Annotated in this window: 28 protein-coding genes and 1 tRNA gene; 13 read left to right on the top strand and 16 right to left on the bottom strand. The window is 65.4% G+C overall.

Annotation, left to right across the window (positions count from 1 at the left end; genetic code table 11):
- Window positions 1–156 precede the first annotated feature (156 nt).
- Together OJB03_RS13440 and OJB03_RS13435 are read left to right on the top strand one after the other, a co-directional pair.
- On the top strand, window positions 157–822 hold the full coding sequence (locus OJB03_RS13440) for an SAM-dependent methyltransferase (protein WP_263788315.1): 666 nt from the start codon (window positions 157–159) through the stop codon (window positions 820–822).
- A gap of 48 nt (window positions 823–870) precedes the next feature.
- Window positions 871–1,773, top strand: coding sequence for a universal stress protein (locus OJB03_RS13435; RefSeq protein WP_263788312.1), 903 nt, complete (start codon window positions 871–873; stop codon window positions 1,771–1,773).
- A gap of 346 nt (window positions 1,774–2,119) precedes the next feature.
- On the opposite strand, the gene OJB03_RS13430 is transcribed toward OJB03_RS13435, so the two are convergent.
- The 10 genes from OJB03_RS13430 to OJB03_RS13385 all read right to left on the bottom strand — a co-directional run bounded on the left by OJB03_RS13430 (window position 2,120) and on the right by OJB03_RS13385 (window position 10,320).
- A tRNA-Arg gene (locus tag OJB03_RS13430) sits at window positions 2,120–2,194 on the bottom strand.
- A 157-nt stretch (window positions 2,195–2,351) separates the two neighbouring features.
- Window positions 2,352–2,789: an NUDIX domain-containing protein gene (locus OJB03_RS13425; protein WP_263788310.1), complete on the bottom strand. Its 438-nt coding sequence runs from the start codon at window positions 2,787–2,789 to the stop codon at window positions 2,352–2,354.
- A gap of 47 nt (window positions 2,790–2,836) precedes the next feature.
- Window positions 2,837–3,448, bottom strand: coding sequence for a class I SAM-dependent methyltransferase (locus tag OJB03_RS13420; RefSeq protein WP_263788307.1), 612 nt, complete (start codon window positions 3,446–3,448; stop codon window positions 2,837–2,839).
- 125 nt (window positions 3,449–3,573) lie between these two features.
- Complete coding sequence (locus OJB03_RS13415; protein WP_263788306.1) at window positions 3,574–4,413, bottom strand: sulfite exporter TauE/SafE family protein; 840 nt, start codon at window positions 4,411–4,413, stop codon at window positions 3,574–3,576.
- Window positions 4,414–4,474: 61 nt separating this feature from the next.
- Window positions 4,475–6,133, bottom strand: coding sequence for a S41 family peptidase (locus tag OJB03_RS13410; protein ID WP_263788303.1), 1,659 nt, complete (start codon window positions 6,131–6,133; stop codon window positions 4,475–4,477).
- Between the two features lie 42 nt (window positions 6,134–6,175).
- Window positions 6,176–7,036 (bottom strand): twin-arginine translocase subunit TatC, encoded by an 861-nt coding sequence (tatC, locus tag OJB03_RS13405; RefSeq protein WP_263788301.1) that lies wholly within the window; start codon window positions 7,034–7,036, stop codon window positions 6,176–6,178.
- A 57-nt stretch (window positions 7,037–7,093) separates the two neighbouring features.
- The gene (locus OJB03_RS13400) at window positions 7,094–7,702 is read right to left on the bottom strand and encodes an orotate phosphoribosyltransferase (RefSeq protein WP_263788299.1); all 609 of its coding nucleotides are present in this window, start codon (window positions 7,700–7,702) and stop codon (window positions 7,094–7,096) included.
- 97 nt (window positions 7,703–7,799) lie between these two features.
- A complete protein-coding gene (gene glyA / locus OJB03_RS13395) occupies window positions 7,800–9,098 on the bottom strand; it encodes a serine hydroxymethyltransferase (protein WP_263788296.1) in 1,299 nt (432 codons plus the stop codon).
- 150 nt (window positions 9,099–9,248) lie between these two features.
- The gene (locus tag OJB03_RS13390; RefSeq protein WP_263788294.1) at window positions 9,249–9,575 is read right to left on the bottom strand and encodes a DUF4359 domain-containing protein; all 327 of its coding nucleotides are present in this window, start codon (window positions 9,573–9,575) and stop codon (window positions 9,249–9,251) included.
- A 52-nt stretch (window positions 9,576–9,627) separates the two neighbouring features.
- Window positions 9,628–10,320: a DUF4159 domain-containing protein gene (locus tag OJB03_RS13385; protein WP_263788292.1), complete on the bottom strand. Its 693-nt coding sequence runs from the start codon at window positions 10,318–10,320 to the stop codon at window positions 9,628–9,630.
- Window positions 10,321–10,463: 143 nt separating this feature from the next.
- Between OJB03_RS13385 and OJB03_RS13380 the strand changes: the two genes are divergently transcribed.
- From OJB03_RS13380 to OJB03_RS13355, 6 genes are all read left to right on the top strand, one after another.
- Window positions 10,464–10,652, top strand: coding sequence for a hypothetical protein (locus tag OJB03_RS13380; protein ID WP_263788290.1), 189 nt, complete (start codon window positions 10,464–10,466; stop codon window positions 10,650–10,652).
- Window positions 10,653–10,693: 41 nt separating this feature from the next.
- Window positions 10,694–10,879: a zinc ribbon domain-containing protein gene (locus tag OJB03_RS13375; protein WP_263788288.1), complete on the top strand. Its 186-nt coding sequence runs from the start codon at window positions 10,694–10,696 to the stop codon at window positions 10,877–10,879.
- Between the two features lie 57 nt (window positions 10,880–10,936).
- Complete coding sequence (locus OJB03_RS13370; RefSeq protein ID WP_263788286.1) at window positions 10,937–12,121, top strand: ribosomal protein uL16 3-hydroxylase; 1,185 nt, start codon at window positions 10,937–10,939, stop codon at window positions 12,119–12,121.
- 36 nt (window positions 12,122–12,157) lie between these two features.
- On the top strand, window positions 12,158–12,718 hold the full coding sequence (locus tag OJB03_RS13365) for a DinB family protein (RefSeq protein WP_263788284.1): 561 nt from the start codon (window positions 12,158–12,160) through the stop codon (window positions 12,716–12,718).
- Between the two features lie 111 nt (window positions 12,719–12,829).
- Window positions 12,830–13,393, top strand: coding sequence for an LOG family protein (locus OJB03_RS13360; protein WP_263788282.1), 564 nt, complete (start codon window positions 12,830–12,832; stop codon window positions 13,391–13,393).
- 41 nt (window positions 13,394–13,434) lie between these two features.
- Entirely contained in the window at window positions 13,435–14,091 is a 657-nt protein-coding gene (locus tag OJB03_RS13355; RefSeq protein WP_263788281.1) for an alpha/beta hydrolase, read from the top strand.
- A gap of 28 nt (window positions 14,092–14,119) precedes the next feature.
- Here OJB03_RS13355 and OJB03_RS13350 read toward each other — a convergent pair whose 3' ends face one another.
- The gene (locus OJB03_RS13350) at window positions 14,120–15,310 is read right to left on the bottom strand and encodes a M20 metallopeptidase family protein (protein ID WP_263788279.1); all 1,191 of its coding nucleotides are present in this window, start codon (window positions 15,308–15,310) and stop codon (window positions 14,120–14,122) included.
- Window positions 15,311–15,505: 195 nt separating this feature from the next.
- On the opposite strand from OJB03_RS13350, the gene OJB03_RS13345 reads away from it, so the two are divergent.
- Together OJB03_RS13345 and OJB03_RS13340 are read left to right on the top strand one after the other, a co-directional pair.
- Window positions 15,506–16,963 (top strand): sodium-dependent transporter, encoded by a 1,458-nt coding sequence (locus OJB03_RS13345; RefSeq protein ID WP_263788277.1) that lies wholly within the window; start codon window positions 15,506–15,508, stop codon window positions 16,961–16,963.
- Between the two features lie 3 nt (window positions 16,964–16,966).
- A complete protein-coding gene (locus OJB03_RS13340) occupies window positions 16,967–17,293 on the top strand; it encodes a DUF8026 family protein (RefSeq protein WP_263788275.1) in 327 nt (108 codons plus the stop codon).
- Between the two features lie 79 nt (window positions 17,294–17,372).
- Here the strand turns inward: OJB03_RS13340 and OJB03_RS13335 are convergent, their stop codons facing one another.
- Entirely contained in the window at window positions 17,373–18,221 is an 849-nt protein-coding gene (locus tag OJB03_RS13335) for a ParA family protein (RefSeq protein WP_263788273.1), read from the bottom strand.
- Window positions 18,222–18,386: 165 nt separating this feature from the next.
- Here OJB03_RS13335 and OJB03_RS13330 point away from each other — a divergent pair, with 165 nt between their 5' ends.
- Together OJB03_RS13330 and OJB03_RS13325 are read left to right on the top strand one after the other, a co-directional pair.
- A complete protein-coding gene (locus OJB03_RS13330) occupies window positions 18,387–19,001 on the top strand; it encodes a Maf family protein (RefSeq protein WP_263788271.1) in 615 nt (204 codons plus the stop codon).
- Between the two features lie 178 nt (window positions 19,002–19,179).
- The gene (locus OJB03_RS13325; protein WP_263788269.1) at window positions 19,180–19,965 is read left to right on the top strand and encodes a type 1 glutamine amidotransferase; all 786 of its coding nucleotides are present in this window, start codon (window positions 19,180–19,182) and stop codon (window positions 19,963–19,965) included.
- 7 nt (window positions 19,966–19,972) lie between these two features.
- Here OJB03_RS13325 and folB read toward each other — a convergent pair whose 3' ends face one another.
- From folB to OJB03_RS13305, 4 genes are all read right to left on the bottom strand, one after another.
- Window positions 19,973–20,419: a dihydroneopterin aldolase gene (gene folB / locus OJB03_RS13320; RefSeq protein WP_263788267.1), complete on the bottom strand. Its 447-nt coding sequence runs from the start codon at window positions 20,417–20,419 to the stop codon at window positions 19,973–19,975.
- 59 nt (window positions 20,420–20,478) lie between these two features.
- The gene (locus OJB03_RS13315; protein ID WP_263788264.1) at window positions 20,479–21,417 is read right to left on the bottom strand and encodes a PfkB family carbohydrate kinase; all 939 of its coding nucleotides are present in this window, start codon (window positions 21,415–21,417) and stop codon (window positions 20,479–20,481) included.
- Window positions 21,418–21,666: 249 nt separating this feature from the next.
- A complete protein-coding gene (locus tag OJB03_RS13310) occupies window positions 21,667–23,901 on the bottom strand; it encodes an ATP-binding protein (protein ID WP_263788262.1) in 2,235 nt (744 codons plus the stop codon).
- A gap of 342 nt (window positions 23,902–24,243) precedes the next feature.
- On the bottom strand, window positions 24,244–24,642 hold the full coding sequence (locus tag OJB03_RS13305) for a hypothetical protein (RefSeq protein WP_263788259.1): 399 nt from the start codon (window positions 24,640–24,642) through the stop codon (window positions 24,244–24,246).
- A 300-nt stretch (window positions 24,643–24,942) separates the two neighbouring features.
- On the opposite strand from OJB03_RS13305, the gene OJB03_RS13300 reads away from it, so the two are divergent.
- A complete protein-coding gene (locus OJB03_RS13300; RefSeq protein WP_263788258.1) occupies window positions 24,943–25,605 on the top strand; it encodes a DUF3267 domain-containing protein in 663 nt (220 codons plus the stop codon).
- Window positions 25,606–25,719: the final 114 nt, after the last annotated feature.

The following is a 25,719-nucleotide window of genomic DNA, read 5'->3' as shown; positions in this document are numbered from 1 at the left end:
CCAACGCACACCCGGAGTCCATGCGGCGGATGGACCTCCCCCTCTCGCCTCCCGTTCGCGTGCAGAGTATTTCTGGAACGCCCCTTTCGTTTTTCTGGCCACCAGCGCGCTCCCCGGACCGCGATGCCCGCTCTGGCGCCTCCGCTGAAGAGACGAATGCGTTCGGTCCTCCTGTTCGCCGGGGTGGCTTTGGGGAGTGCGACGGGACTGCTGCTCGGCTGCAAGGACACTGAGACCGATCCTCCCGCCCCAAAAGCCCGGGTCGAGGTCGATTCCCCAACGGTCGAGCCTCTGGACGTCACGCTGAGCGATCGCCTCGACGCGGACGTCCCCTACGCCCCCACCCCGATGCCCGTGGTGGACCAGATGCTGGCCATGGCAGAGGTGGACACAAACGACGTGGTATACGATCTGGGCAGTGGGGACGGCCGCATTGTGATCCGGGCGGCCAAGAAGTACGGCAGCCGCGGAGTGGGGATCGAGATTGATCCGGAGCGAGTCGCGGAGGCCCGAGCAAACGCCCGGGAGGCGGGCGTTCAAGACCTCGTGGAGTTTCGGCAGAAGGACCTGTTCGGGGCCGATATGCACGAGGCCACGGCGGTCACTCTTTACCTCCTGCCCGACGTCAACCTCGATCTTCGTCCTCTGCTGTTCGAGCAACTACAGCCCGGAACGCCGATTGTCTCTCACGGCTTCGACATGGGTGAGTGGAAGCCGGACGCCACCGACACGGTGGATACCGACACGGTATACCGCTGGACCATTCCCGAAACGATTCCTTCCCATCTGCGAGAGGCAGCGGAGACGACATCCTCTCGATAGTTCACTTCGATGCTCTGGAAGCCGATACGCTAACCTCTCCCCCGTCTCATGTTTGAACTCCACGACCTTCTGCTCGCCTTCGACTTCTCCCCCTCTTCGAAGCGGGCCCTCGCCTACGGCGCCGGTCTCCTCCGGCGAACCGATGTCCAACTGCACCTAATGCATGTCCAGGAGGTGCCACAGGGCCCCTTTCAGCGGGAGTCGCGGTCGCCCGTACCGACCTATAAGCTCGAAGAAGAATTTAGGAAGCGCTGCCAGGATGTCCTCGCATCCCATAGCCTCGACGCAGGCAACGACCGTCTCACGTTCAACGCCGAGCGGGCGGACGCCGTCGCCCCTGCCCTCGTGCGGTACGCCGAGAGCAAGGACGTCGGCATGATCGCGATGGGCACCCATGGGCGTCGAGGCGTCGAGCGGGCCTTCTACGGCAGCGTGGCGGAGGAGACACTGCGGACCGCTCCCACCCCGGTCTTTACCGTGCAATCCCCCGACGACGAAGAGGCGGCCACCTCCGTCGAACGGATCGTGGCACCGGTCGATTTCTCAGACCCATCGCAGGGCGCCCTGCAGCAGGCCGGTCGTCTCGCGACGATCTATGAGGCCCCCCTCAAGCTGGTGCACGTCGTCGAGACGCCCGATACCCCATCGGTCTACGGCCCAGAGTCCCCGACGGTCACGAGTCACAAGACGAAGGAGAAGGCGGAAGCGGCCCTCGAAGACTGGGGCAGCAATCTCGCAGAGGGGGACCTGGAGGTGTCCTATGTCGTGCACCGGGGCGAGCCGGCGCCGAGCATTCTTCGAAGCGCCCCACACGAAACCGATCTGATCGTCATGGCCACCCGCGGTCTCCGGGGCGTCCGGCGCGCAATGCTAGGGAGTGTCACCGAGGAGGTACTTCGGGAGGCGAGCGGGCCGGTGCTTGCGGCCCGCGATTTCCCGACGTCGGATTAGAGACGAGATGCGTCGGGGGCGCCCCCACCGAGGTCCTGTACGGCAAACTCGTCAGCGTAACCCCTCAACCAAGACGACCCAATTCCAGGGGTGGCCGGGGGTGCTGCTGCCACATCGATTTGATATGCTGCTCGTGGCCTGGGCAGGAGGTCGGCTCGTCCTTGTGGGACGGGTCTCGACTCTACAAGAGCTCGATTGGCCCACGCACCCGGTCTGGTCTACCCGTGCGAAGGCCGTTTCTGGAACGAAAGAAGTGCTCCGGGCCATCGACACTGGCGACGCGTTGTGGGCGCTAGCACAAAAACCCGCCTCCAGCGACACTGAAGGCGGGTTCGAGCATAAAAGGCGGGCCCGGGAGGATTCGAACCCCCGACACTCGGCTCCGAAGGCCGATGCTCTATCCAGGCTGAGCTACAGGCCCTTTTTCAAAGCACGGTCTATACACGCGCCACCGGGGCGGGATCCTGGATTGCAGCCGATCTGCCTCTAAAGAAACGGGGAATGCACGACAACGACTCGAGCGAGGACACTCTCGTCCTCGCTCTGCGAGGCCCGAGTGGCCTGGCGGCCCGCAACAATCAACGAACAGTGGACGCCCACCACGGCGCGCCCCCCTCGTCCGGCCCCGCCAGCAGGACGCGTAGGGGCGGCGGCTGCAGGGAGATGCGGTCGAGTTGGTTGACGGGGGCCCAGGCAAACGACAGGTATCCCTCCTGGGCCTTCGGGGACGTGTCGACCGTCAGCGCCGAGCTCGCGGCCGCGTAGCAGTGGTTGATCTCGTACTGGCGCTCCCCTTCCCGCATCCACTGGTGCTCCACGGCCCCCAGGTAGCGCCCCACCTCAGCACGCACGCCCAGTTCTTCGTCGATCTCGCGACGCAGACATCCCTCCAGGCCCTCCCCCGGCTCCCGATGCCCGCCCGGAAGAAACGTGTGCGGCTGTCCCTCGGCCTGAACGACGAGTACGTGGTTGGCTTCCCGGAAGACGGCACGCGCAAGAAGATGGACTGTAGGCATCGACAAAACACTAGGTCTATGGGCAAACGCTGAAGCATCCCCCGGACTCACTTCGTCGCCGTCCCGACGATGTGCGGAGACACCGGCGGGACCCCGACGTCGAATCGTTCAATCTCGACCGTCGAGAATCCCGCGCGCCGGAGCTGCGCGCCGGTATCGCGATCCGGACGGCACCCGTCGGCCACGGCCTGCCATACGGGCCGAATCCCCTGCTGAAACCAGCAGAGGGGCGTGTGCCGCTCCGCCGCGACGTGCTCGATAAACAAGAGACGCCCACCGGGCCGCAGGACACGCCGAAGTTCAGCCAGCGTGTCCATCACGTCGGGGACGGAGCAGAGGACGAGCGTGCTAACGACGGCGTCCACGCTCTCATCCGGCAGGCTCGTGTCTTGTGCTGAGTCGGTACGAACGTCTGCGTCGAGGTCGCATGTCTCCAGCTGCTTTCGGATGTACCCGTGCATGTGCGGATTGGGCTCCAGCCCAATCCACCGGACATTGTCGGGAAGGTAGGGCAGGTTAACGCCCGTACCCGGCCCGATCTCAACCACAGTGCCCTCCAGGTCCACAAAGAGCCGGCGCTTGTGGTCGCCGTAGAGGCGGTCCTGGGCGTCGTCGCCCCAGGCCAGCGTGTGCGCAAAAAAGCGTTGATAGAGAGACATGGGCAGTCATGGGAGGAAGGCATCAACAAACTCAGGGACCGGTCATCCCCCCTGTCCCGGGCGCAAAGAAATCTCTAGAACGCGAAGATCGGTGGGCCGTCGCCGCTGCTCTCTCCAGTCATCCCTCAAACGACAGCGCCCCATACCAGCCGCCCCGCCACGACGAGCGCAGTCAGGGCAAAGCTCCACCGCAGCCCCCACGTCTCAAATCGGTGCGCCAGTGCAGCGCCGCCCTGTGCCCCCACCACGGCCGGTCCGGCCAGCAGAACGCCCGTCCCAACATCTACGTAGCCAAGCGCAAGCTCAGGGCGCCCGGCCTCCCCCAGCCCGAGCACAACGTACGCAATCGCACTGAGTCCCGAGATGAGGACAATGGTCGCACTGGACGTACCCACCGATCGGTGCATCGAATGCCCCGACCAGCGATGGTAGGCCGGCACGAGGACCACGCCGCCCCCCACCCCAACGGCGGCCGCCACTGTCCCCGCCGCGGTGCCGGTTCCGATCCAGTGCCCCCACCACCCGTGTGGGGCCTCTTCCTCACTGGCGTCCACGGACGACGATCCTCCTGCTGAGCCCCGTACCATCCGAGTCGCGACGACGAGCAGCACGACCGCGAACAGCACCCGAAAGGTCGCCGCGTCGTACCAGGGCTGTACGACGACGAATCGCGAGACGGTGCCCACGACCCCCACACTCGCCAGGCCCACCCCCAGCGCCATGCGCCACCGCACCGCGCCGCGCCGGGCGTGATGGACGGCGCTCGTGCCCGCCACCAGTCCCGTACAGAAGAGCCCCGTCCCCACCGTCAGGGGCGTGCGGGCGCCCGCCGGGACGCCCAGCATCCCGTACACGACGAAGAGGACGGGCGTGAAAATGACTCCGCCTCCGACGCCCACGAGACCAGCAACCAGGCCGGCTCCGAGCCCCGCGATACCCAGCAGTACGGTCTGGAGGATGGTCATCGATGATCGCGAGTGGATGCCGCTCGCCTCTCTGCCAGGTCGTCGCTTCGTATTCCGTCCGTCACTGCTCGTCCTCCGGGGCCAAGAGCCGCTCGTAGCGGTTCGCGTTGTGGAGGAGATCCGTCGCCGCTGTCACCTGCTCATCTGCCGGAAGCAGGGCCTCGATGCGGCGACGGGCACTGACGTACCGGGCCAAAATTTCGCGCTTGAGATGACGCATCAGGGCCGGGGCGTGTCGCTCGAACGCCGCTGCTTTCGTGTCGTCCAGCGCCGCGTCCAGCGCCGCCGCCTCGTCCCGAAGACTCTCGTAGTTGTTAGCCTCCACATGTGCGCGGAGGGAGTCGAGGGTCCGCTCCACCCGGAGGGGATACTCCACGTTCTCGCGGTCGAGCCACGCCCGGAAGGCCTCCAGGTCGGACTCGTCGACCGAAAAACCAGTGGCGAGCGTGTCGTGGGTGGCGGCGTAGTGGTTGGCGTAGCGGAAGAAGGCGCCCCGCCGCGTCAGGGCCTGCTCCAGCGCACTCAAGGACGGGGACGCCGCCTGCACGTCCGGACGAATGCCGTGTCCATCGCGCACGGTCCGGCCTCCCGCCGTCTCGTGCACCCGGGACGGGACTGCCGCCGCGGAGTCCGGCTGTGTTGCGTCGAGGCGCTGAATCGTACGGCCGCTCGGGGTGTAGTACTGGGCCGTCGTGATTTTGAGGGCGGTGTTGTGGGGCAGGGATCGGACGTTCTGCACGAGCCCCTTCCCGTACGTCGTCGTGCCCATCACCACGCCCCGATCGTGATCTTGCAGGGCCCCCGCCACGATCTCGCTCGCCGAGGCGCTCTGGCCGTTCACGAGGACCACCACCGGCGTCTCGGGCAACAGGGGGACGCGGTCGGTCGCGTACGATTTGGTCTTGGCGTCGCTGCGCCCCTGCGTAGAAACCACCTCGGTCCCCTGCGGCACGAAGAGCGCCGTGATCCGCACGGCCGCCCGCAACAGGCCACCCGGGTTGTCCCGCAGGTCGAGCACAATCCCTTGGAGGGGCCCCGTGTCCCGAAGCTCATCGAGCGCCGCTTCCATAGCCCCCGGCGCGTCGCGGGTAAAGCGCTCCAGCCTCACGTACCCAAGCTCCCGCTCCGCCCCCACACGCCCCTGGTACGTCACGTCCGGGAGCTCCACCCGCTCTCGGGTCAGCGAAAAAGTTAGGGGATCAGCGCGTCCCGTTCGCTTCACCGTCACGGGGACGGTGGTCCCGGGCTGCCCGCGGAGCAGTGCCTCTACGTCTTCGACCGACAGCGAGGCCGCGGGCTGGCCCGCCACCTCAGTAATCACGTCCCCCGTTCGCACCCCCTGTTGATACGCATCGGCGCCCGCAACGGGCGACACCACCGTCAGGTCGCCGTTTCGGCGCCCCACGTCGAGCCCCACGCCCCCGTACTGCCCTTCCGTGATGATGTCGATCCGCGCGTTCTCCGACTCGTCGACGTACGTGGTGTAGGGGTCCAGCTCGTTCAGCATGGCGTCGACCCCCACGCGCACAAGGTGCCCCGGGTCCACCGGCTCCACGTACCCGGTCACCACCTCCTCGTAGACGGCCCCGAAGATGCGGAGGCCCTTGCGGAGCTCGAACAGGTCGTCGTCCGGTCCCCAGAACCCGACGAGCACACCAGTGCCCATCGACACGGCGAGGGCCATCCCCAATAGCGACACCTTTGCGCGGGATAGACGCATGTGGGCCTCCGATGAGGACTGATACGGGAGAACGCGACAGCGCTACTCGTCCGCCATGCCAAGCGCCTGGGCCCGGCCCCGCGCAACCCATTTGGCCACGTAGATCGACAGCTCGTACAGGCCCAGCAGCGGCACGGCGACGATGATCTGCGAGATCGGGTCCGGCGGCGTCAAGAATGCCGCCACGCCGAGCACCGCGATGAGCGCATACTTCCGGTACGTCCGCATCGCCTCCGGGGTCAGGATGCCCACCTTCGCCAGGAAATACACGATCACCGGCAGCTCAAAAAGAAGCCCCGTGCCCATCGTCCAGAACGTCACCATGCTGAAGTAGGTCATGATGTCGAACTGGTTGACAATCTGCTCCGAGAGGGTGTACTGGGCAAAAAATTGGAGGGCCAGTGGGGTGAGGATGAGGTAGCCGAAGCCCGCGCCGAGCAGAAAAAAGAAGGTGGCAGAGACCGCCGAGAAGCGCATGCCCTGCTTCTCGCTGGGGTAGAGGGCCGGCTCGATAAACCGCCAGAGATAAAAGACCACGACCGGCGACCCGGTGATGAGCCCCACGACGATGATGGTCCCGACGTCCGCGAAAAACTGACCGGTGATCGTCCGGTTGAGCAGCTCCAGGCTCTCCGGCTCCAGAGCCAGCACGTCGTACATGAAGAAATCCGGCCGTGTGGGCCCGATCAGGACACGGTCCACGATCCACTCGCTGAAGAACGCACACGCTGCGATGGCAACGAGTACGCCGGCTCCGGCCTTGATCAGGGTCCAACGCAGCTCTTCGAGGTGGTCCAGGAATGACATGACCCCTTTCTCGTCCGGGGGCGCCCCGTTGCCTGGGGCCCCGTCCCCCTGCACCCCGGCGGGCGTGTCCGTCTGTGAGGATGGAACCTCGGGCATACGACCGTGACTGCGATCCAGCGAAAGCGTTCGTCTTGAGCTGTTGTTGCCTCCTCTCTATGCGCTGTCGGACCCGCTGCCGGTGCCTTCCTGCAGGTTGAGGTCGAGCAGGGAGTCGACCCAGAGGCCCTCCGCCTCGATCCGGTCCTGGCCGTTGCTCCACGTGAAGTTGAAGAGCGTCAGGAGCCCGTCGACCGCGAACCCGGCACTGCGCACGAGGCGAAGGGCTTCGGACGCACTGCGGCCACTGTTAATGATGTCGTCCACCATCACGACGGGCTGGTCGGCGTCGATGGGCCCCTCCACGAGCCGACGCCGCCCGTGCTCCTTCCGTTCTTCCCGGATGAGCCCGCCCTTGAACTCGTCGCCCTCGCTCACAGCCAGAACGCTGCAGACGAGGGGATGGGCCCCAAACCCGTATCCCACCACCTGCCGGGCGTCCCGCTCCCGGAGCCGCTCGGCGATCACCGACCCGACCTCCGTGAATAGATCCCCGTCCAGCGTCGGCACGCGCGTGTCCAGGAGCCATCCGATTGGCTGCCCCCGTGGATCGGTGATCAGCTCGTCCTCCCGGCGCACCAGGGCCTGTTCGTAGAGCTCGCGGCCGATTTCAATAAGCTCGGCTCGGGAGGAAGAGCTAAATGTACCGCGATCCATCGACGGCATGGGACGCACGCAAGTCGTCAGGTGAACGGAACGGGCGATTTCGTGTGGGAATTTGGTACTGGATCTCGAACCGTCGGACGCGCAGGGTCGTTCCCGCCTACGCCATGGCGACGTCGTACAGCGGGTGCTGATCGCAGAGGGCCTTTACCTCCCGCTCAACCGTCGCCCGCGTGTCCTCGTCCTCAGGGTTTTGGAGAACCCGGTCGATCATCTCTGCCACGTGAGCAAACGCATCCGGCCCGAAGCCACGGGTGGTCATCGCGGGCGTTCCCAGACGCAGTCCGCTCGTGACGAACGGGCTCTTGTCATCGAACGGCACCATGTTCTTGTTGGCCGTGATGCCGGCCGCTTCGAGGGCCTGCTCGGCCTCCTTGCCGGTGAGTCCCTTGTTGCGCAGGTCGATGAGGACGAGGTGGTTGTCCGTCCCGTCGGAGACGAGGTCGTAGCCTCGCTCTCGGAGCTCCGCCCCCATCGCCTTTGCGTTGTCGACGACCTGCTGGGTGTACTCGGCGAACGAGGGCCGGAGGGCTTCCTTGAAGCCAACGGCCTTCGCGGCGATCACGTGCATCAGCGGGCCGCCCTGCGTGCCGGGGAAGACGGCCGAGTCGAGCAGCTCGCTCATCATCTTCGTACGGCCGCTCTTGCGCGCCGTCTTGCCCATCGGGTTCTCGTAGTCGTCGCCCAGGAGAATCATGCCGCCGCGGGGGCCGCGGAGCGTCTTGTGGGTCGTGGTGGTCACCACGTGGGTGTGCGGCATCGGGTCGTTCAGGACTCCGCCCGCGATGAGCCCCGCCGTGTGTGCCATGTCCATCCACAGGAATGCGCCCACCTCGTCGGCGATCTCGCGGAAGGCCTCGTAGTCGAAGTCGCGCGGGTAAGCGCTTGCCCCGATGGAGATCATCTTCGGCTGCACCTCCTTCGCCCGGTCGCGCACCCTGTTCATGTCAATGCGGCCGGTCTCCTTCTCTACCCCGTAGTACTCGGCCTCGTAGAGGATGCCGGAGAAGTTGACGGGTGAGCCGTGCGTGAGGTGGCCGCCATGCGACAAGTCGAGCCCCAGAAAGGTATCCCCGGGATCGAGAAGGGTCAGATACACCGCAGAGTTGGCCTGCGCCCCGGCGTGGGGCTGCACGTTCACCCAGTCGCAGTCGTAGAGCTCCGTCGCTCGTTCGCGGGCCAGCTCCTCGGCACGGTCGACCACCTCGCACCCGCCGTAGTAGCGCTTGCCCGGCAGGCCCTCCGCGTATTTGTTTGTGAGGGCCGTGCCCATCGCCTCCATGACGGCCCGGGAGGCGAAGTTTTCGGACGCGATGAGCTCCAGCCCCTCGTTCTGGCGCTGAACCTCCTTCTGAATGACGTCGTGGATCTCAGGATCTTGGTTGCGGAGCGCGCTCATCGGAACAGGAAAAGTTATGGAAGCAACGATGCAGGGCGGCCCCGACAACCAGTCGCCGGAGCCCTCTCAACGTATGGAAGCATAGACAGAACGTGAATGGAGAAGACGGGGTTCACCCCGACCTCTTTTCTCGGGCGGCAGGCCTACTGTTCAGTCGTCCACCGCAAATTCGTCGATCACAATGAACTGATGGGCCACCCCGAGCACCCGGCCGTCGGCGTCTCCGTCCCGGTCCAGGTCCGTGGTGTAGACACTGCCCACGAGGTACGAGCGCCGCTTCGTGAACGCCGATGCGTTGCCCGCAAGGACCTCCCCACCCGCCTCACCCAGCAAATCCGCCAGCGCTCCCGCCCCCAGCTCGCGCTCGATGCGATCCGCCGCCTGGGTTCGGACGAACGACTGGAAGGCCTCCATGCCTGGGTTTGTGGCAATCAACCCTCCCGCCACCACTACGATGGACACGAGGAGCGTTTTCATCGCAACTGGGAGTGGCGAGTCGAGTGGAGCGGCACGGTAGCTATCTCTGTGTTCAGTGCGTCATGGCATACATCAGAATGTTGGTCCCCATCCGAAGGGCCGCCCGCCGCTTCTCTGGGGGATTGCTGTGGACCGGAGCCGGCTCCCACCCATCCCCCAGGTCCGTCTCGACAGTGTAGAACACCATGAGACGGCCGTTATCGTCGAAATAGCCGTATCCCTTCGGGGGATCACCGTCGTGCTCGTGGATTTTGGGAAGCCCGTCCGAGAAGTCGTAGGGCGTGGTGTAAACGGGATGGTCGAAGGGCACCTCCACGAGCTGTTTCTCCGGGAAGACCTTCGTCAGCTCGGGACGGATGTGCTCGTCGAGGCCGTAGTTGTCGTCGATGTGGAGGAAGCCGCCCCGCCGCAGATACCGCCGCAGGCGATCGGCCTCCGCCCCGGAAAAGGTGATGTTTCCGTGGCCGGTGAGGTACAGGTACGGAAACGCAAAGAGCTTATCGGTGGTGAGCTCGACCGTCTCCTCCTGCGGCCCCACGTCAAGGAGCGTGTGCTGACGCGCAAACGCGAAGAGCTCTCGCAGCGACTCCTCATCACTGTACCAGTCGCCCCCACCGTCGTATTTGACCCGGGCCACGGGGATGGACGCGTCGTCCTGTGCTCGGGCTTCGGTCGCACTCGCGACAAGCCCTGCGAGGCCGAGCCCGACCACAATCAGGAGGCGAACCAGGAAAGGACGCAACATGAACATCGACGGACGATGGGATGCCGAATCACTTGACCTCACGAACCTGCACGACCCGGTTAGGTTCGGCTTGACTGGAGAACTCCCCCTCCCTCGTCCCGTTGATGTCACCCAATCGTTTCTCGCTCTGTTCGCCTATTGCCATGTCCAAGTTCACGAAGGCCCTTCTTTTCTCTGCCGCGGCCACTGGGGTGGCCGCCCTGCTTCTCGACCCGCTTGACCTCGATGCGGCCCCGCCGGAACCGGACCCCGGCTTCCCCGGCCCCAACCCCGACGACATCGCTGAGGAGGACGTGGAGATGATGCTGAATGAGTTGGCCTCGCAGCTTTAGCATACCCCCGATCGACGCCTCGAACCTGAAGGCACCCCACCATGTCGTCTCATCGGGAGTGTCCCGCCTGCGCCCTCGAATTTGAAGACACCGGGGACGTGAAAGAGTGCCCCTACTGCGGCTACGAATTCCCACAGCGCAGTGCCAGCGTACGGTGGGTCGCGTGGGGCCTCGCACTGCTCCTCCTCTGGCCCGCCCTTGAGGGCCTGATGTACCTGTTCGGGTAGGCCGGCACGACAGCACTCGACCTACCCGCGCACTCCGTTCAAAACCCCCTTGTCTCCATGCAGCCCACTACTCCTACGTCGTCCGTACTGGGCGACCGCTCGCCCGCTGACTTTCTCGACACCTACTGGCAAGAACGGCCCCTCGTGGTCCGCGATGCACTGCCGAACTTCCAGTCGCCCCTTTCCCCCGAGGAACTGGCCGGCCTGGCCTGCGAGGACGGCGTCGCGAGCCGGCTGATCCTGGAAGAAGGGGGCGAATACCCGTGGGAGCTTCGGCACGGCCCGTTCGCGTCGGAGGATTTCCTCGGCCTGCCGGAGACGCACTGGACGCTTCTCGTGCAGGAGGTGGACCGCCTGATTCCGGAGGTCGGCGCCCTGCTCGACCGCTTCCGCTTCCTGCCCGATTGGCGGCTCGACGACGTCATGGTAAGCTACGCCCCCACGCACGGGACCGTCGGCCCTCACATCGACAACTACGACGTCTTTCTACTGCAGGGGGCGGGGCACCGACGCTGGCAGATTGGCACCGAGCCGGTGGAGGACGAGGAGATCGTGCCGGACCTCGACGTGCGCATTCTTGCCGATTTTGAGGCAGAGGAGGAGTTCGTGCTCGGCCCTGGCGATCTGCTGTACCTGCCGCCGCGCGTGGCCCACTACGGCGTCGCCACCGACGACCAGTGCATGACCTACTCGGTCGGCTTCCGGGCCCCGCGGCACCAGGACCTCGTAGGCAACTTTTTGCAGTGTGCCATGGATGAGATCGGCTCGGACGCGCGGTACAGCGACCCCGACCTGTCGCCGGTCGACCACCCCGGCGAAATCCACGACGACGCCCGTCGGACGGTGCGGCACCTCCTTCGCGATCTCGTGCGTGACGACGCCGCCATCGATCAGTGGTTCGGACAATACCTGACGCGCCCCGGCCGGGACCGTGAGGCCGTGCCCCCGGAGACGCCGGTGGCGAACGACGAGCTCATCGATACGCTCCGGGCCGGTCGCGGGCTGCGGCCGGGACCGGTGTCCCGGCTCGCCTTCATCGAGCACGACGACGGGTCGGCCACGCTCTTCGCGAACGGTTCGTCCATCGACCTGTCCCCCGACCAGGCCTACGCGGCCCGCCTCGTGACGGGGCGCCAGCAGATTCCGAGTGATGTGCTCACCCCTCACCTCGAGGACGACGCGTTCGTTGACCTGCTCGCGGACTTGATCAACGACGGCCTTCTGGAGTGGGACGCGGCGTAGGCTCCCACCGATCGCCTCCTTTCTTTTCCCTCACTGATGCACCCTCAGCTCGACGAGTACCGCACCGGATTCGTCGACCTCAAGGACGAGGCGACCGCGCTCGTGACCGACGTGGACGCCGCCACGATGCGGCGCCGACCGGATCCGGACGCGTGGTCTGTCGTCCAGTGTATCGATCACCTGAACACGGCCGGGTGGCTGCTGCTGCGGTCGATGGAGGACGAGATTCGACGGGGACACGCCGAGGGGCCATACGGCACGCCGCCCTTCGAGTATGGCGTCGTCAGTCGCTGGTTCGCGCACGTTCTAGAGCCGTCCTCGGGCTGGACTTTCGACGCGCCCTCCCTGTTTGAGCCGGACGCGCCCAACACGCTCTACCCCAATGAGGCGGTGGACGAGTTTTTGGGCCTGCAGGATCAGTTTGCGGACTGTGTAGAGGGCGCGGAGGGCCTGGACCTGCGCCGAATTCGTTTTGGCTCTCCTGCCGTTCCCCTCCTCCGCGTCAGCCTAGGGGCGTGGTTTGAGTCCACCCTGGCCCACGAGCGCCGACACCTGGAGCAAGCCCGACGGACCCTGCGCACCGTCCACTCGTCTTAACGTGGCGTTCCGGCCTACCCGGGTCGCGACCTTCAAGGCCCGTCGTCAGTTTGCCGGGCTGCTCCATCCTCAGCACGCGCCCTTTCCCTTCACTCTCCCTTACGGTCGCCCATGTCCTCCATCTGCGTCTACTGCTCCTCGAGCAACGCCATCGCCGATGCCTACCCTCCGGTGGCGGAGGCGCTTGGGCAGGAGATGGGCCGCCGGGGCCACGAGCTGGTCTATGGTGGCGGCGCGGTGGGCCTGATGGGCGTGCTGGCCGAGGCGGCCCACGAGGCCGGGGGGACGGTAACGGGCGTCATCCCCTCAAAACTGCAGTCGCGCGAGGGCATTGCCTACGACGCCGACGAGCTCATCGTGACCGACACGATGCGTGAGCGCAAGCGAATCATGTACCAGAACGCGGACGCGTTCGCCGTGCTGCCCGGCGGCTACGGCACCCTCGAAGAGTTCATGGAGGTGCTCACCCTGAAGCAGCTCGGCTACCACGACCGCCCCATCGCCATTCTGAATGCGGACGGCTTCTACGACACGCTCTTCTCCTTCTTCGAAGAGTTGCGGGACGGCCGGTTTGCCCGGGCCGCCGCGACCGACCTGGTTGAGGTGGTATCATCCGCCGAGGCGGCGCTGGACCGGATCGAGAGGGTGGCGGCCTCCGACGGCCAAGTCACCTAAGCTCCCTTTTTCAACGCATCACCCATCGAATCGAACTGCCCGTGTCCGCCGAGCCCCGCCTCCACACACTTGAGGTCTCCCGCACGGCCCGCGTGGCGACCCTCGGGACGCCCGCAACCGCCGCGTCGTGGTGGGTGGTGCTACACGGCTACGGCCAGCTCGCCCCCGACTTCGTGTCGGCGTTTGAGCCGATCGTGACCCCCGATCGCTGCGTCGTCGCGCCGGAGGGGCTGTCCCGATTTTACGTGGACGGGATGGACCAGCATGAGCAGGTGGGCGCCTCCTGGATGACGCGTGAGGCACGCGAGAGCGAGATGTCCGACTACGTCAACGCCCTCGACGCTACGGTCCGCCACCTTGCCGACGACACCACTCCGTCCCTCCACGTGCTGGGCTTCTCGCAGGGAGCCGCCACCGCCAGCCGGTGGGCACTGTGGGGCACCACGGCCGTCGACCGACTGGTGCTCTGGGGCGGGGCCCCGGCCCACGACCTCGACCTCGCCGAGCACGCCGCCTCCCTGCGCGCCCTGGACCTCGCCCTCGTTGCCGGCACAGAGGACCCGTACGTGACCGACGACCGATGGGCCGCAGTCCAGAACCGGCTCCAGGCCCACGACATCCCGGTGACGACGCACACGTTCGAGGGCGGGCACCGGATCGATCCCGATCCCTTGCGGGCGCTGGTCGCGCCGGCCTGAGGCGTTTTTCCTCTCGGTGCGCGTGCTCCTAGTCCTGTACGTGCTCGCGACCGTAGCGCCACGCCAGGTACGCCATGAATCCGGTGCCGGTGCGGAGCGCCTCCTCGTCCGGGTTGAACCGAGACGTGTGGAGGCCGTGCTCGCTGCCCACCCCAAGTTGGTAGAAGGTGCCCGGGCACTCGCGCAAGAAGTAGGAAAAGTCTTCGCCCGCAAACCACCGATCCGCCTCCACGGTCCGCTCCGGCCCCACGTATTCGCGGGCGGCCTCCTGGACGAGCGTCGTCGGCGCCTCGTGGTTGTGAAGGGCCGGGTATCCTTCACGCACCTCCACCTCGGCGGTCGCACCATGCGCCTCGGCGGTCCGGCGCACGAGTTGACGGAAGAGGGCGTGTGCCCGAAAGCGCCACGCCTCGTCCATCGCCCGGAAGGTGCCCTCCAGATGGGCCGCCTCGGGAATCACGTTCGTGGCCCCGTCCGCCACTAGGCGCCCGATGGTCAGCACCGACGGCACCCCCGGCGGGCACCGGCGGCTGATGAGCGACTGGAGCGCGCCGACGATTTCGCTGGCGACGTAGGTCGGATCCACTGCCTCGTGCGGATTTGCCGCGTGCCCGCCCTTGCCCTCCACCGTTACGTATACCTCGTCGGTCGAGGCCATGAAACCGCCGGGCCGTACGCCGAGGGTGCCGGGGGGCAGACTCGGCTTCACATGCTGCCCAAAGGCAACCTCGGGGGCCGGCGTGCCGTCCGTCTCGTCGAGCACGCCCTCCTCAATCATGAATTTGGCCCCGCCGGGAATCCGCTCCTCGTGGGGCTGGAAGCAGAATCGCACCTGCCCGTGCACGCTTTCACGGTGACGTGCCAGAATCATGGCCGTGCCGAGAAGCGAGGACGTGTGGAGGTCGTGCCCACAGGCATGCATCACCCCGTCGTGCTCCGAGGCAAAGTCGAGGCCTGTCTCTTCCTGGATGGGGAGCGCGTCCATGTCCGCCCGCAGCAACAGGGTTGGCCCCGGCTCGCCCCCGTCCAGGGTGGCTACCACCCCCGTGTCGTACACCCCCGTGCGGATGTCGAGGCCGAGGGCCGTCAGCCGCTCCGCCACGCGCCGCGCGGTCTCGTGCTCCTCGCCCGACAGCTCGGGCCGACGATGCAGTGTGCGGCGGAATTCGACGACCTCCGAGTACACGTCGTCGGCGTCAGACTTAACGGCGTCGAGCATCAGGGCAGACAGGATGGTTGGCAGAGAGACGCGGTATTGATTCGCAACGTATCCGGCAACCAACGCTTCTCTCGAAAGGTTCGCCCTCGGCGGGCGGGCGGCCGCTCGTTCCCCCTCCTAGTGAGCGTTCGAAATTTCGATTCGTTGTTCCTACCTTAGGTCTGCTCACGCTTTTTACACAGTGACAACGCGTTGATGCCCGACCAAGACGTTGAACTCTCACGCGCCCAGTGGGGATCGCGCTTCGGGTTTTTGATGGCGATGCTCGGGGCCATGGTGGGGGCCGGCAACATCTGGCGCTTTCCCTACGTGACCGGCGAAAACGGAGGCGGGGCTTTTCTCCTCGCATACTTTGTGCTCCTGCTCGTGCTCGCCATTCCCGGCCTCATCGCCGAAGTCGCGTTTGGGCGCTACGCCGGGAAGGGGGTGGTGGGGGCCTTCCGCAAGGTGGCCTCGTCACGAGGCGTGGTGGGGCTGGGCGTGGTGGTGCTGATCGTGAACGTCGCCCTGATGTCGTACTACGCGCCCGTCGTGGGGTGGACGCTCTACTACGCCGTGCACTCGCTGCTCTTTACATTCACATCGGCGGGCTTCGCGCCGGAGGCATTTTGGGAAGGCTTTCGCGCGAGTGGCGTCCTGTCCATCGGCAGCCACACGGCCGTCATGGGCCTGGTCGCGGCCATTCTGTACCTCGGCATCCGGCGGGGCGTAGAGCGGCTCGTGATCTACGCGGTGCCGGGGCTCGTGCTCGCCCTCGTCGCAATCATGATCCGCGCGCTCACGCTGCCCGGGGCAGCCGAAGGCCTCGCATTCACGTTCGGCATCGAGTGGAGCAAACTTGGGCTCGGCCAAACCTGGATTACCGCCCTCGGCCAAGTTCTCTTCTCCACCGGTCTCGGGTGGGGAATTGCCCTCACGGTCGGCAGCTACCTGCCAGACTACGACGACATCCCGATCGGCGGGGGCGTCTTTACCGTCATCGGGAATTCGAGCATTGGCATCCTGGCGGCGTTCGCCATTTTCCCGATCGTCTTCGCGTTTGACCTGGATCCGGGGTCGGGGGCCAGCCTAACGTTCGTGTCGCTGCCCCAGGTCTTTCCGCAGATGGCGGGGGGCGCACTGTGGGCCATCCTGTTCTTCCTCGGCTTCTTCCTGGCCGCGTTCACCTCGGCCATCCTCATCACGGAGGTGAGCGTGACGACCCTCAGCGAGGAAACGAGCCTGAGCCGCGAGCAGACGGTGGTGGGCGTGTGCGGGGTCATCTGGCTTCTGGGGCTCGGGAGCGCGTACTCGCCCGGCGTGCTGAATTTCCTCGACTTCGTGTTTGGCAACTTCGGCCTGCCCCTCTCCACACTTGCCATCATCGGTGCCATCGGCTGGTCGATGGGGCACCTCGGCCCTGAAAAGCTCCGGGTGCTAGAAATCAACCGCAACGCTGGGCTGTACGTGGGCTCGATCTGGGGACCGGTCGTGCAGTACGTGATTCCGCTCGTGATGCTCTTGATCGTCGCGAACTACGCCTGGACCAACTTCGGCACGCTGAAAATGATCGGGGGGGTCGCCGTCTTCTTCGGGATCCCCCTCTTGAGCTACGTGCTCGTTGCGCTCGTGGGGGACCGCTCCGATTCTTTCTCACGCGAAAACACCCGATGACCCATGCTTGGACTGCCCGCGGACGTGTGGGCCACGATGGCCTTTTGCGTCCTGGCCTTCTTCGGCGTCTCGATCCTGACGCTCATCTACACGCTCCGTCAGGAGGAACGGAAGATGGCTCTGCTCAAAACCGAGAGCGACCTCGATACGTACTCTCCACGTGCGTTGAATGACCTCGGATACTGGATCGAGACCCACCCAGATCCGACTCATTCGGACGTGGAGGCGGCCCGGTCGGCCTACAACGACTGCGTGGACACCCTCCGCTCCACGGACCGCCACTTCTACGGCTGGTCGAGGGCCGAGATCGACCGCCTCGACACGCTCTAGGGCCATGAGACGGGGCTTCCGTTCCCCGGTCGGCGTGTGTCCCTCGGAGGCGCTTTGCGCTGGGAGGGGCGTTGCGGGATCAAGAGTTCAGCATCTCACTGACCTCCGGGGCGGCCTCCGCCGAGAGGTCGTTCGGGGCGGCCGCCGCCTCCGGGCCCGCCTCTTCGGAGGCCGCCCGCAGGCGCGCCATAAGTTCGTCGGTGGCGTTGGCGTAGTCGAGCGCTCCGCGAGAACTGGAATTGTGGTCGAAAACCGTCGTCGCTCCGTCTCGCGTCTTTGCCAGCGACGTGCTGGTGCGGATGATGGTGTCTAGCACCTCCTCCCCGTACTTCTCTCGGATGTACTCACGGTAGGTTTTGTGGATGCGCTTTCGTGCGTCGACCTGCGTGAACAGGAACTGCCGGGTATCGAGGCGCGGGTTGAGTTTGTTCTCGACGAGTTGCGTGGTCTGGTAGGTCTGCTCGCCCCCCACCACGGACTGGTACTCCGGCAGCACAGGGATCAGCACGTGCTGGCTCGCGACGAGCGCGTTGAGGCTGTAGACCGTCACGGCGGCAGCCGTATCGAAGAGCAGCAGGTCGTACTCCAGGTCAAGCCGTTGGAGGGACTCCCGCACCCAGAGGACATCGGTCGGCTTGTTGAGGTCCCGCATGCGACGGGTGAGGGTACTGGAGGACGGGATGAGGTCGAAGCCTGCGGCCTCCTGGATCGGAATGCGCCCCGGATCCGCGTCGGCGTCGAAGAAGGCCGCCACCGACTGTTCGGGAGACGGCTCCTCAATGCCCATCGTATGCGTGAGAAAACCCTGCGGGTCGAGGTCAATGACGAGCGTCCGCCAGCCCGACAGTCCCAGCGCCGCCGCGACGTGGAGGGTCGTGGTGGTCTTTCCGGTGCCCCCCTTGTGGTTGCAGACAGACAGGACGGTCATAGCACAAACGGCCGGTGGAAGTAGAGGAAAAAAAAGTAGCTGCTTTCCGGACCGGTGTCAACCCCAGTGCGGGCCCTCGCCCGACTTGGTGAGAGGAGGGCGTAACTTTTGCCTCTTTCACGTTCCTCCCAGCGTACTTTTTCCGGTCAAGTTTCGACACGTACGATGAACCCACTACTGCAACTTTCCTGCCCGCTTCTTCTGGCCTCCCAGTCGCCACGGCGACGCGCCCTGCTCGATCGCATCGACGTTTCCTTCGAGGTTCTGGTGAGCCCCGCAGACGAGACGCTGGAGACGTCGGCGGCGCCCGCTGAGGCGGTCCGGATCCTTGCGCGCCGGAAGGCTCGTCCGGTGGCGGCCGGCCGGCCCTCCGCCCTTGTCCTCGCCGCCGACACGGTGGTCGCCCACGACGGAGAAATTCTCAATAAGCCCGAAGATTCGTCCCACGCGAGAACCATGCTCCGTCGGCTCCGCGACACGGCTCACGCCGTCTACACCGGCTTATCTCTCATGCATGCCGGGTCGGATCGGACGGCCACCGCAGTGGAGGCCACCGACGTGGTGCTCGCGCCCCTCTCGGACGCAGAGATCCAGGCCTATGTCGCCTCCGGGTCGCCGATGGACAAGGCCGGGAGCTACGGAATTCAAGACCATACCGCGCCGTTCTTCGTCGAGCGCATCGAGGGCGACTACTACAACGTCGTGGGCCTTCCCCTTCGCCGGCTCTACCGCATGCTCCACTCCTCTTTTGCCGACCTCTTGGAGACCCCGTCCGCCTAGCAATGCCCGTTTCATCAACCTTTTCCGGGGGGCGGCGTATGAAGTACTATTACAACGCATCGCATTCTTGCTCATCGAGGGCCCTTCACCGCAGGGGCCTACCGCACCCATGGTGGACTCGCCCCTAACGTCGTCGTCCCTCTGCGCTCTCCTGGTCCAGTGCCGCAGTGCCCCCCGAATGGAGACCCAAGAGCAAACGTGCTTCCTGGAGCGGACCCGTCTCCATCCCGATCAGTTGCGGACCGTCAACGTCGCCCGGGGCGACGACCCCACCTCCATTCCGCTCGACGAGGTAGACGCCCTTCTCATCGGCGGCGCCGGCAAGTACTCCGCCACCCAGACCTACCCCTGGACCGAAGGGCTGCACGACCTCATTCGTCGCGCCGCCGACCGGGCGCTGCCCACACTCGGGTCGTGCTGGGGGCACCAGGTGCTGGCCCGTGCACTCGGGGGGCGTGTGATTCACGACCCCGACCACTCCGAGTTGGGCTGTGGATGGGTGGAGCTCACCGAGACCGGGGCCGCCGACGCCCTCTTCTGCCAGTTCTCGTCCCGCTTTCAGGCCAACATGGGCCACCACGACCGGGTGGTCGAGCTTCCCCCCGGCAGCACGGAGCTCGCCCGCAATGACCAGCCGCACCAGGCCTTCCGCCTGGACGACGCGCCGGTCTACGGCACGCAGTTTCACAGCGAGCTCGACGCGAAGCGGGAGCGGGAGCGCATCCTCGTGTACCGCGAGTACTACCGCTCGGCCCTTCCCGACGCAGAAACCGTGCAGCGCGTGCTTGACACCTTGGCGGACACCACGGAGGTAGACAACCTGCTCTACGACTTCCTCGTGACCTTCGTCGCCCGCCCCCATCCGTCGGTCGCCCCCGTCACCCTCCACCCCAGGGACAGCACGGGGGCGTTCGACCTCGCCCCCTCCGCCGACCGACGCCGGTCGTCCCCGCGTCCTGCATGACCCTGCGTCACGTGCCGGGATCGTCGATGGTGTAGGTCGCCTCGGCCCGGTCGCACGTCCCGCCGACCGGTGGATCCGGCTTCCGAACCGTGACCTCCACGCCCTCCAGGTCGGGGTAGGTGTCCAGTACCTTGTGCGCGATGCGGTACGCCAGCTTCTCGATCAGGTAGAAGTTGTTCTCCGTTACCAGCCGCCGGACGAACTCGTAGACCTGTTCGTAGTTGACCGTGCGATCCAGGTCGTCGTGCAGGGCTGCGTCCTCGAAATCAAGCCCCACACTCACGTCCACCTCGTACCGGCCGCCGATGCGATGCTCCTCCTGCATGACGCCGTGGTGGCCGTAGAAGACGGCATTTACGAGACGAACCGTACCGGTAGTGGTGTGGTCAGCCGAGGGAGATGCCTCAGACGTAACGTCGGGGGCAGACTCAATGTCGGGAGCAGACTCAGACATGGAAGACAGAATGCGACGGAGTGACGAGAATGGAGCGGGCCGCTTGACCCTTTCACGCGCTACACCAGCTGCTTGTCGAGTGGCACCAGGGTGGGGATGGCAGCCAGTTCGCGGAACGAGCGGGCCCGCTCGGTGATGTCGGTATGGGTAAGGTCGAGCAGCTTGTCGGGGCCGTAGCGCTGCACGACGAAGGACGCCATCACGCTTCCGTAAATCACCCCGCGGCGGAGGGCCTCCTGGTCGAGGCCGCCAGACTGATACGCATGCCCGGCGAGGCCGCCCGCAAATGCATCACCGGCCCCCGTGGGATCCTGAATGTCGTCCAGCGGGTAGGCAGGCGCGCTAAAGACGGAGTGGTCGGTGAAGAGAAGCGCGCCGTGCTCCCCTTTTTTGATGATGAGCGTCTCGGGGCCCATGTCGCGGATCAGGGACGCGGCCCGGACCAAGTTGGGCTCGTCCGCCAGCTCGCGGGCCTCGGCGTCGTTGATTACAAAACAGTCGACCTGCGAAAGGGTCTTGCGGAGGCTGTCCGGGGTGTTCTCGATCCAATAGTTCATCGTGTCGGCCATCACGAATTCGGGATCGTCCACCTGGTCCAGCACATCGCGCTGGATGCCCGGCTCCAGGTTGCCGAGGCACACGATGTCGCTGTCGAGGTAGCTCTCGGGCAGGTCCGGCTCGAACGAAGCGAGGACGTTGAGCTGTGTGTCGAGCGTGTCCCGCTCGTTCATGTCGTAGTGGTACTCGCCGTGCCAGAAGAACGTCTCGCCGTCTTCGTCCACCTCAAGGCCTTCGAGGTCGACCCCCCCATCGGCCAGCGTCTGGCGGTACTCATCGGGAAAATCGCCCCCGACGACGCCCACGAGGCGAACGTCGTCGCAAAAGTGACGGGCGGCGAGCGTTAGGTAGGAGGCACTGCCCCCCAGCACACGCTCGGCCGATCCGAACGGTGTATCGATGGAATCAAAAGCAACAGTCCCTACGGCAAGGATGCTCACGGGCAAATGGAATCCTTCTGTACGGCTTATGAACAGGGCGAAATGTAACCACGCGGCCGCATACTCAACACGTCCCGCGTGCGAATTCTATGACAAGGCGACCCATTTTTCGCCTTTCAAGTCCGTAGGCCCTGCTTTGCTTTGGAGGAGACTGTCATCGAAGTGGAGCCGGACTGGTTCCCCCACGTGTGTGAGGGAGGCGGAACGTTCAGGAAGACGCGGTTTCGCCCGTAATCGGGATGGGCGCGCCTAGGTCTCTGTCGTGGCCTTCTCGTGCGCATCCGCCTCCGGAAGCCGCACGGTAAAGCACGAGCCTTGTCCCTTCTCCGTTTCCACCTCAATCACGCCGCCCATCTGCTCAACGGCCTCCTTCGTCACTGCGAGCCCGAGTCCGGTGCCCTCGTATTCACGGCCCATGCCCTCTGATTCCTGCCGGAAGGGCTCGAACAACCTCTCGGTCCGCGCCGGGTCCATGCCCACCCCCGTATCTTCAACCTCCAGAACGGCAGCCTCGTCTCCCGTCCGGACGCGGACCCACACGTCGCCGCCGGGCTCTGTGTACTTTACCGCGTTGGAGATCAGGTTCTGTACGGCGATCCGGAGCCCTTCGCGATCGGCATGCGTCCAGACCGGTGCCCCGTTCGTCTTTGTGCGGAGCGTGATGTCCTCCTCCACGGCCTCGGGATAGAACTGGTCGGCGGCCTCCTCCGCAACAGTAATCATGTCGGTGGGCTCCGCGGAGCGCCTCATGTCCCCCCCCTGCAGGCGCGACAGGTTCAAGATCGCATCGAGGGTACTCAGCAAACGATGCCCGCTGTCTTCGATGTGGTCGGCGAACCGGCCGATCGGAGAGTCGTCGTCCTCGGCCATGGTCGCGATCTCCTCCGCAAATCCGATGATGGACGTCAGGGGCGTGCGGAATTCGTGGCTCGTGTTCGCCAGAAGGGCCGACTTCATCTGACTCGCTTCCTCGGCCTCCTGCTTCGCCGTTCGGAGCGCCTCTTCCTGGTCGAGCCGATCGAGCACCACGGCGGCGTGGGCCGCAAGCACCTCAATGAGACCGCCGTCGAATGAATCGATGGCCCCCTGCTCCACGTCTCCGACTGAGATGGTGCCGTGCCTCCCCACCGGAAAGAAGGCCGCAGTGCAGGCATCTCCGTAGTCCACCGGATCGTCCACGGCCTGCAGATCGTCGACCATGTTCGGCTCTTCGTTCTCGTACGCCTCCGCGATGAGACTATCTCCCTCAAGGTCAACCGGAGGCCGAGATGGCATGCGCTCCGACACCTTCGGGGAGTGCCGAATCGGGACGAGGGCTCCGTCATCGACAAACCGCACCCCCACCAGCGGGTACCCAAACACCTCGTTCACGAGCCGAAGCACGACGTCGCCCACCTCCTCCCTGTTCTGCGCCCGTAGCAGCCGGCTGATGGCCGCGTAGAGGGCCTCCACCTTTTCCTGCCGGTCGCGCAGGGCTCGCTCGCGCCGCTCCCGCTCGGTGATGTCGGAGAGCACCACCACGTCCCTCCCACCAGTGGCCCCCAGGCTCGTCTCGACGATTCGGTAGTAGCGCGGGGCCGATCCGTCAGTGGTTTCCAGCAGGGGACGGTCCGCTTTGAGTTTTTGTGCCAGCTCCGGCAGGGCCGCCCCCAGGGGCTTTCCGATCGCAGATCGGTCCTCCATCTCCGGAAACAGTTCGATGATCCGCCGCCCGTAGTCCTTGATGCGCCCGTCGGCACTGAGCATGATGGTGGGGGCCGAAAGGCTTCCTGCCAGCCGGACGGCCTGAAACTGGTAGCTGTACACGAACAGGACGCCGATGGCGAACACCGCCACGCCCAGCGGCTCGTGGGTGATGTCTTGCAGGGTCGGGTTGACGTGCCCCGCAATATTGAGCACCGCCGGAAGCGCCGTGAGCGCCGTGAGCGCCGCCAGCGGCCCCGTTCGGGTCTCCGTCTTCCAGAACATCTCGAACAGCATCAAGTAGCCGGCCGTCGCTAACGCGTAGGCCACGCCCATCACGACCCAGTAGAAGAGCCCATGGCGGACGACGAGATCAAAGACGCCTCCCTGCCCCGGCTCCAGCGTGTAGTAGAGGTGGTGGAGGGGATTCGTCACCTTCAGCAGGGTCACTCCCCCGTACACCACAATCGCAAACCACTGGGCCGAGGCGTTGCGATGGATCGCCCGTCCGGTATACGCGGAGCAAAACCACAGCCACGCCCACACCGTGCCAAATCCCACAACCAGACTTACCTGGTAGAAGAAGTGTTTGGCCAGGGGAGACACCGGAAGGAGAAATCCGATGTACGACCCTGCCCACACGGCACTGGTCAGGAAAAACGCGAGAAGGCTGTGCCGCGTGCCGGCGTAGGGGATGTGCCACGCGCGCCAGGCAGCCCCTAGACATACGAGGGTCGCGGCAACGAACGCCAACAGATACCCCCAAAACACTGGCCCCCCTGACGGAACGGATAAAGACATAGCCGGGATCTACGACGGTACACAACGGAACGAATTTCTCCTTACAGGAGGAATCCACATGCTCTGATTTGAAGGCACTCCGAATCCGCCCCCGCGGACGTCCTAGTGCCTGCATCTCTCGACGAGGCATGCCCGTTTCCAGGGAAATGCGCCCGCAGAACCGAATCGTCCAGGCGCAACAGGATCGATCCCCAGACGAGGCGAGGATACGCCAGTGGATTGCCCACAGTGGAAACTACCGAATCGGAAAACACCCAAGGGTGGAAAACCACCGAGAGCAAGTACTATTCCACCCCTCTCTGTGGCCCCGTCGTTTCCACCGACCATCGGGCCGTTCCGAACTCACAGCTCATCGTCCGTCCACTTCAGCAGTAGCTGTAGGGTGAGGTCCCCGTCGCTCAGCCGAACGGTGCGGGCCGGGGCGGAGGCGGGGCGTCCGTCGAGGATTCGATCCGGGGCAAACTCTACGCACCCCACGACCTCGTCCTCGATCAGATCCGCGTCCAGCAGTCGCAGGACGTGCCACCCGGCTTCCCGCAGGGCGAACTCGGCGTCCAGGGTCACGGGGAGATCACGCGGGCCCACATCGTCGGCCACCGCACTGGTGTAGAGGCACGTCCCGTCGGGATCGTACACCTCGTAGTAGAGGTCCGGCCCCGAGAACAGGTCCCAGCGGCCGTCACGATCTCCGGGGCTGAAGGGAACGACCTGGACTTCAACTTGCGTCAGGGTCACGCGCATCAGACGAAACAGGCGTGGGGAGAAGAGAGATGGGGGCTAGGCACTTGCCGGACACGGCGATTGCCACGCAGATATTGTGTGCACCCCTCATCGAAATTCCCGGCGACACGGTCGTTCCAATCTCGTCACCGAAGGAGAGAAGGACGTCGGTCTGGCGCATTTTTTGCCCCATTCTGTTCTAGAGTGTCCGGCCATGGGACGACGCGATTTCTTCGTTCTCGCTCACGCACTCCGCTCGTCTACATTAGCGACTCCGGTCCGCTTTCGTCCCCCGACGCTCCGCATCAGCCGCGCCGCGCCGTGTTGCCCCCGACTGAGGCCCAGGCCCGGGGCGCAGCCCTCCTCGCCCCCATCGCCCTTCTCTCGCTGGGGCCGTACCTTGCGCTTTGGGGCCCGCCCAATCCGCCGTTCCCCACCCGCGCGGCCGGCATTCTACTGTTCCTCTCTGCCTTCACGGTCGGCGTGGTGCTCCACGAGGCCCTCCACGGCCTCGGGCACGTGTGGGGCGGGGCATCCTGGGCGGACGTCCGGTTTGGCATGCACTGGACTGCCCTCACCCCCTTCGCGCAGTGTACCGTTCCCACCCGGGCCCGCTCGTACCGGCGTACGCTCGCCCTGCCCGGCCTGGTGCTGGGCGCAGGTCCGTTGACCATCGGACTGGCTGTGGGGATCTGGCTTCCAGCATTCTACGGGTTTTTGATGTTGGTGGCCGCGGCCGGGGACTTTCTCATTCTCTGGATTCTCGTGGGGGTTCCCGCCGACGCTTGGGTGCAGGACCACCCTCAACGAGTCGGCTGCCTCGTCGTGGACGATACCGGATCCGACCGCCCGCCCCCCGTTTCACAAGAAGACCTGCCGGACGACGCGACGATCAACGATTCGCCCTCGTTTGTCCGACTCCTGCTTCTCGCGATTCTCTCCGCCGTCGCGGCAGCCATTGGGTTTGTGATCGCCATCGGGTGACGTCGGGCGCTTTCGGTCTCCACCGTGTGGCTCGTCGGCACGCCCGATGCGCCGATCGATGTCTCGTCCCCACTTCTCTCACACAAAGAACCCGGGCCTCCTCCACCGCCGGAT

It is taken from the genome of Salinibacter grassmerensis (genome assembly GCF_947077765.1).
GTDB lineage: Bacteria > Bacteroidota > Rhodothermia > Rhodothermales > Salinibacteraceae > Salinibacter > Salinibacter grassmerensis.
The sequence above is the reverse complement of the archived record's forward strand: the minus strand, read 5'-3'. Positions and strand labels throughout refer to the sequence as shown.

Bases quoted from the DNA above. Each gene is read 5' to 3' on its own strand.
- OJB03_RS13440 (WP_263788315.1), top strand. From the start codon at position 157: ATGCGTTCGGTCCTCCTGTTCGCCGGGGTGGCTTTGGGGAGTGCGACG.
- OJB03_RS13435 (WP_263788312.1), top strand. From the start codon at position 871: ATGTTTGAACTCCACGACCTTCTGCTCGCCTTCGACTTCTCCCCCTCT.
- OJB03_RS13425 (WP_263788310.1), bottom strand. From the start codon at position 2,789: ATGCCTACAGTCCATCTTCTTGCGCGTGCCGTCTTCCGGGAAGCCAAC.
- OJB03_RS13420 (WP_263788307.1), bottom strand. From the start codon at position 3,448: ATGTCTCTCTATCAACGCTTTTTTGCGCACACGCTGGCCTGGGGCGAC.
- OJB03_RS13415 (WP_263788306.1), bottom strand. From the start codon at position 4,413: ATGACCATCCTCCAGACCGTACTGCTGGGTATCGCGGGGCTCGGAGCC.
- OJB03_RS13410 (WP_263788303.1), bottom strand. From the start codon at position 6,133: ATGCGTCTATCCCGCGCAAAGGTGTCGCTATTGGGGATGGCCCTCGCC.
- tatC (WP_263788301.1), bottom strand. From the start codon at position 7,036: ATGCCCGAGGTTCCATCCTCACAGACGGACACGCCCGCCGGGGTGCAG.
- OJB03_RS13400 (WP_263788299.1), bottom strand. From the start codon at position 7,702: ATGCCGTCGATGGATCGCGGTACATTTAGCTCTTCCTCCCGAGCCGAG.
- glyA (WP_263788296.1), bottom strand. From the start codon at position 9,098: ATGAGCGCGCTCCGCAACCAAGATCCTGAGATCCACGACGTCATTCAG.
- OJB03_RS13390 (WP_263788294.1), bottom strand. From the start codon at position 9,575: ATGAAAACGCTCCTCGTGTCCATCGTAGTGGTGGCGGGAGGGTTGATT.
- OJB03_RS13385 (WP_263788292.1), bottom strand. From the start codon at position 10,320: ATGTTGCGTCCTTTCCTGGTTCGCCTCCTGATTGTGGTCGGGCTCGGC.
- OJB03_RS13380 (WP_263788290.1), top strand. From the start codon at position 10,464: ATGTCCAAGTTCACGAAGGCCCTTCTTTTCTCTGCCGCGGCCACTGGG.
- OJB03_RS13375 (WP_263788288.1), top strand. From the start codon at position 10,694: ATGTCGTCTCATCGGGAGTGTCCCGCCTGCGCCCTCGAATTTGAAGAC.
- OJB03_RS13370 (WP_263788286.1), top strand. From the start codon at position 10,937: ATGCAGCCCACTACTCCTACGTCGTCCGTACTGGGCGACCGCTCGCCC.
- OJB03_RS13365 (WP_263788284.1), top strand. From the start codon at position 12,158: ATGCACCCTCAGCTCGACGAGTACCGCACCGGATTCGTCGACCTCAAG.
- OJB03_RS13360 (WP_263788282.1), top strand. From the start codon at position 12,830: ATGTCCTCCATCTGCGTCTACTGCTCCTCGAGCAACGCCATCGCCGAT.
- OJB03_RS13350 (WP_263788279.1), bottom strand. From the start codon at position 15,310: ATGCTCGACGCCGTTAAGTCTGACGCCGACGACGTGTACTCGGAGGTC.
- OJB03_RS13345 (WP_263788277.1), top strand. From the start codon at position 15,506: ATGCCCGACCAAGACGTTGAACTCTCACGCGCCCAGTGGGGATCGCGC.
- OJB03_RS13340 (WP_263788275.1), top strand. From the start codon at position 16,967: ATGCTTGGACTGCCCGCGGACGTGTGGGCCACGATGGCCTTTTGCGTC.
- OJB03_RS13335 (WP_263788273.1), bottom strand. From the start codon at position 18,221: ATGACCGTCCTGTCTGTCTGCAACCACAAGGGGGGCACCGGAAAGACC.
- OJB03_RS13330 (WP_263788271.1), top strand. From the start codon at position 18,387: ATGAACCCACTACTGCAACTTTCCTGCCCGCTTCTTCTGGCCTCCCAG.
- OJB03_RS13325 (WP_263788269.1), top strand. From the start codon at position 19,180: ATGGAGACCCAAGAGCAAACGTGCTTCCTGGAGCGGACCCGTCTCCAT.
- folB (WP_263788267.1), bottom strand. From the start codon at position 20,419: ATGTCTGAGTCTGCTCCCGACATTGAGTCTGCCCCCGACGTTACGTCT.
- OJB03_RS13310 (WP_263788262.1), bottom strand. From the start codon at position 23,901: ATGTCTTTATCCGTTCCGTCAGGGGGGCCAGTGTTTTGGGGGTATCTG.
- OJB03_RS13305 (WP_263788259.1), bottom strand. From the start codon at position 24,642: ATGCGCGTGACCCTGACGCAAGTTGAAGTCCAGGTCGTTCCCTTCAGC.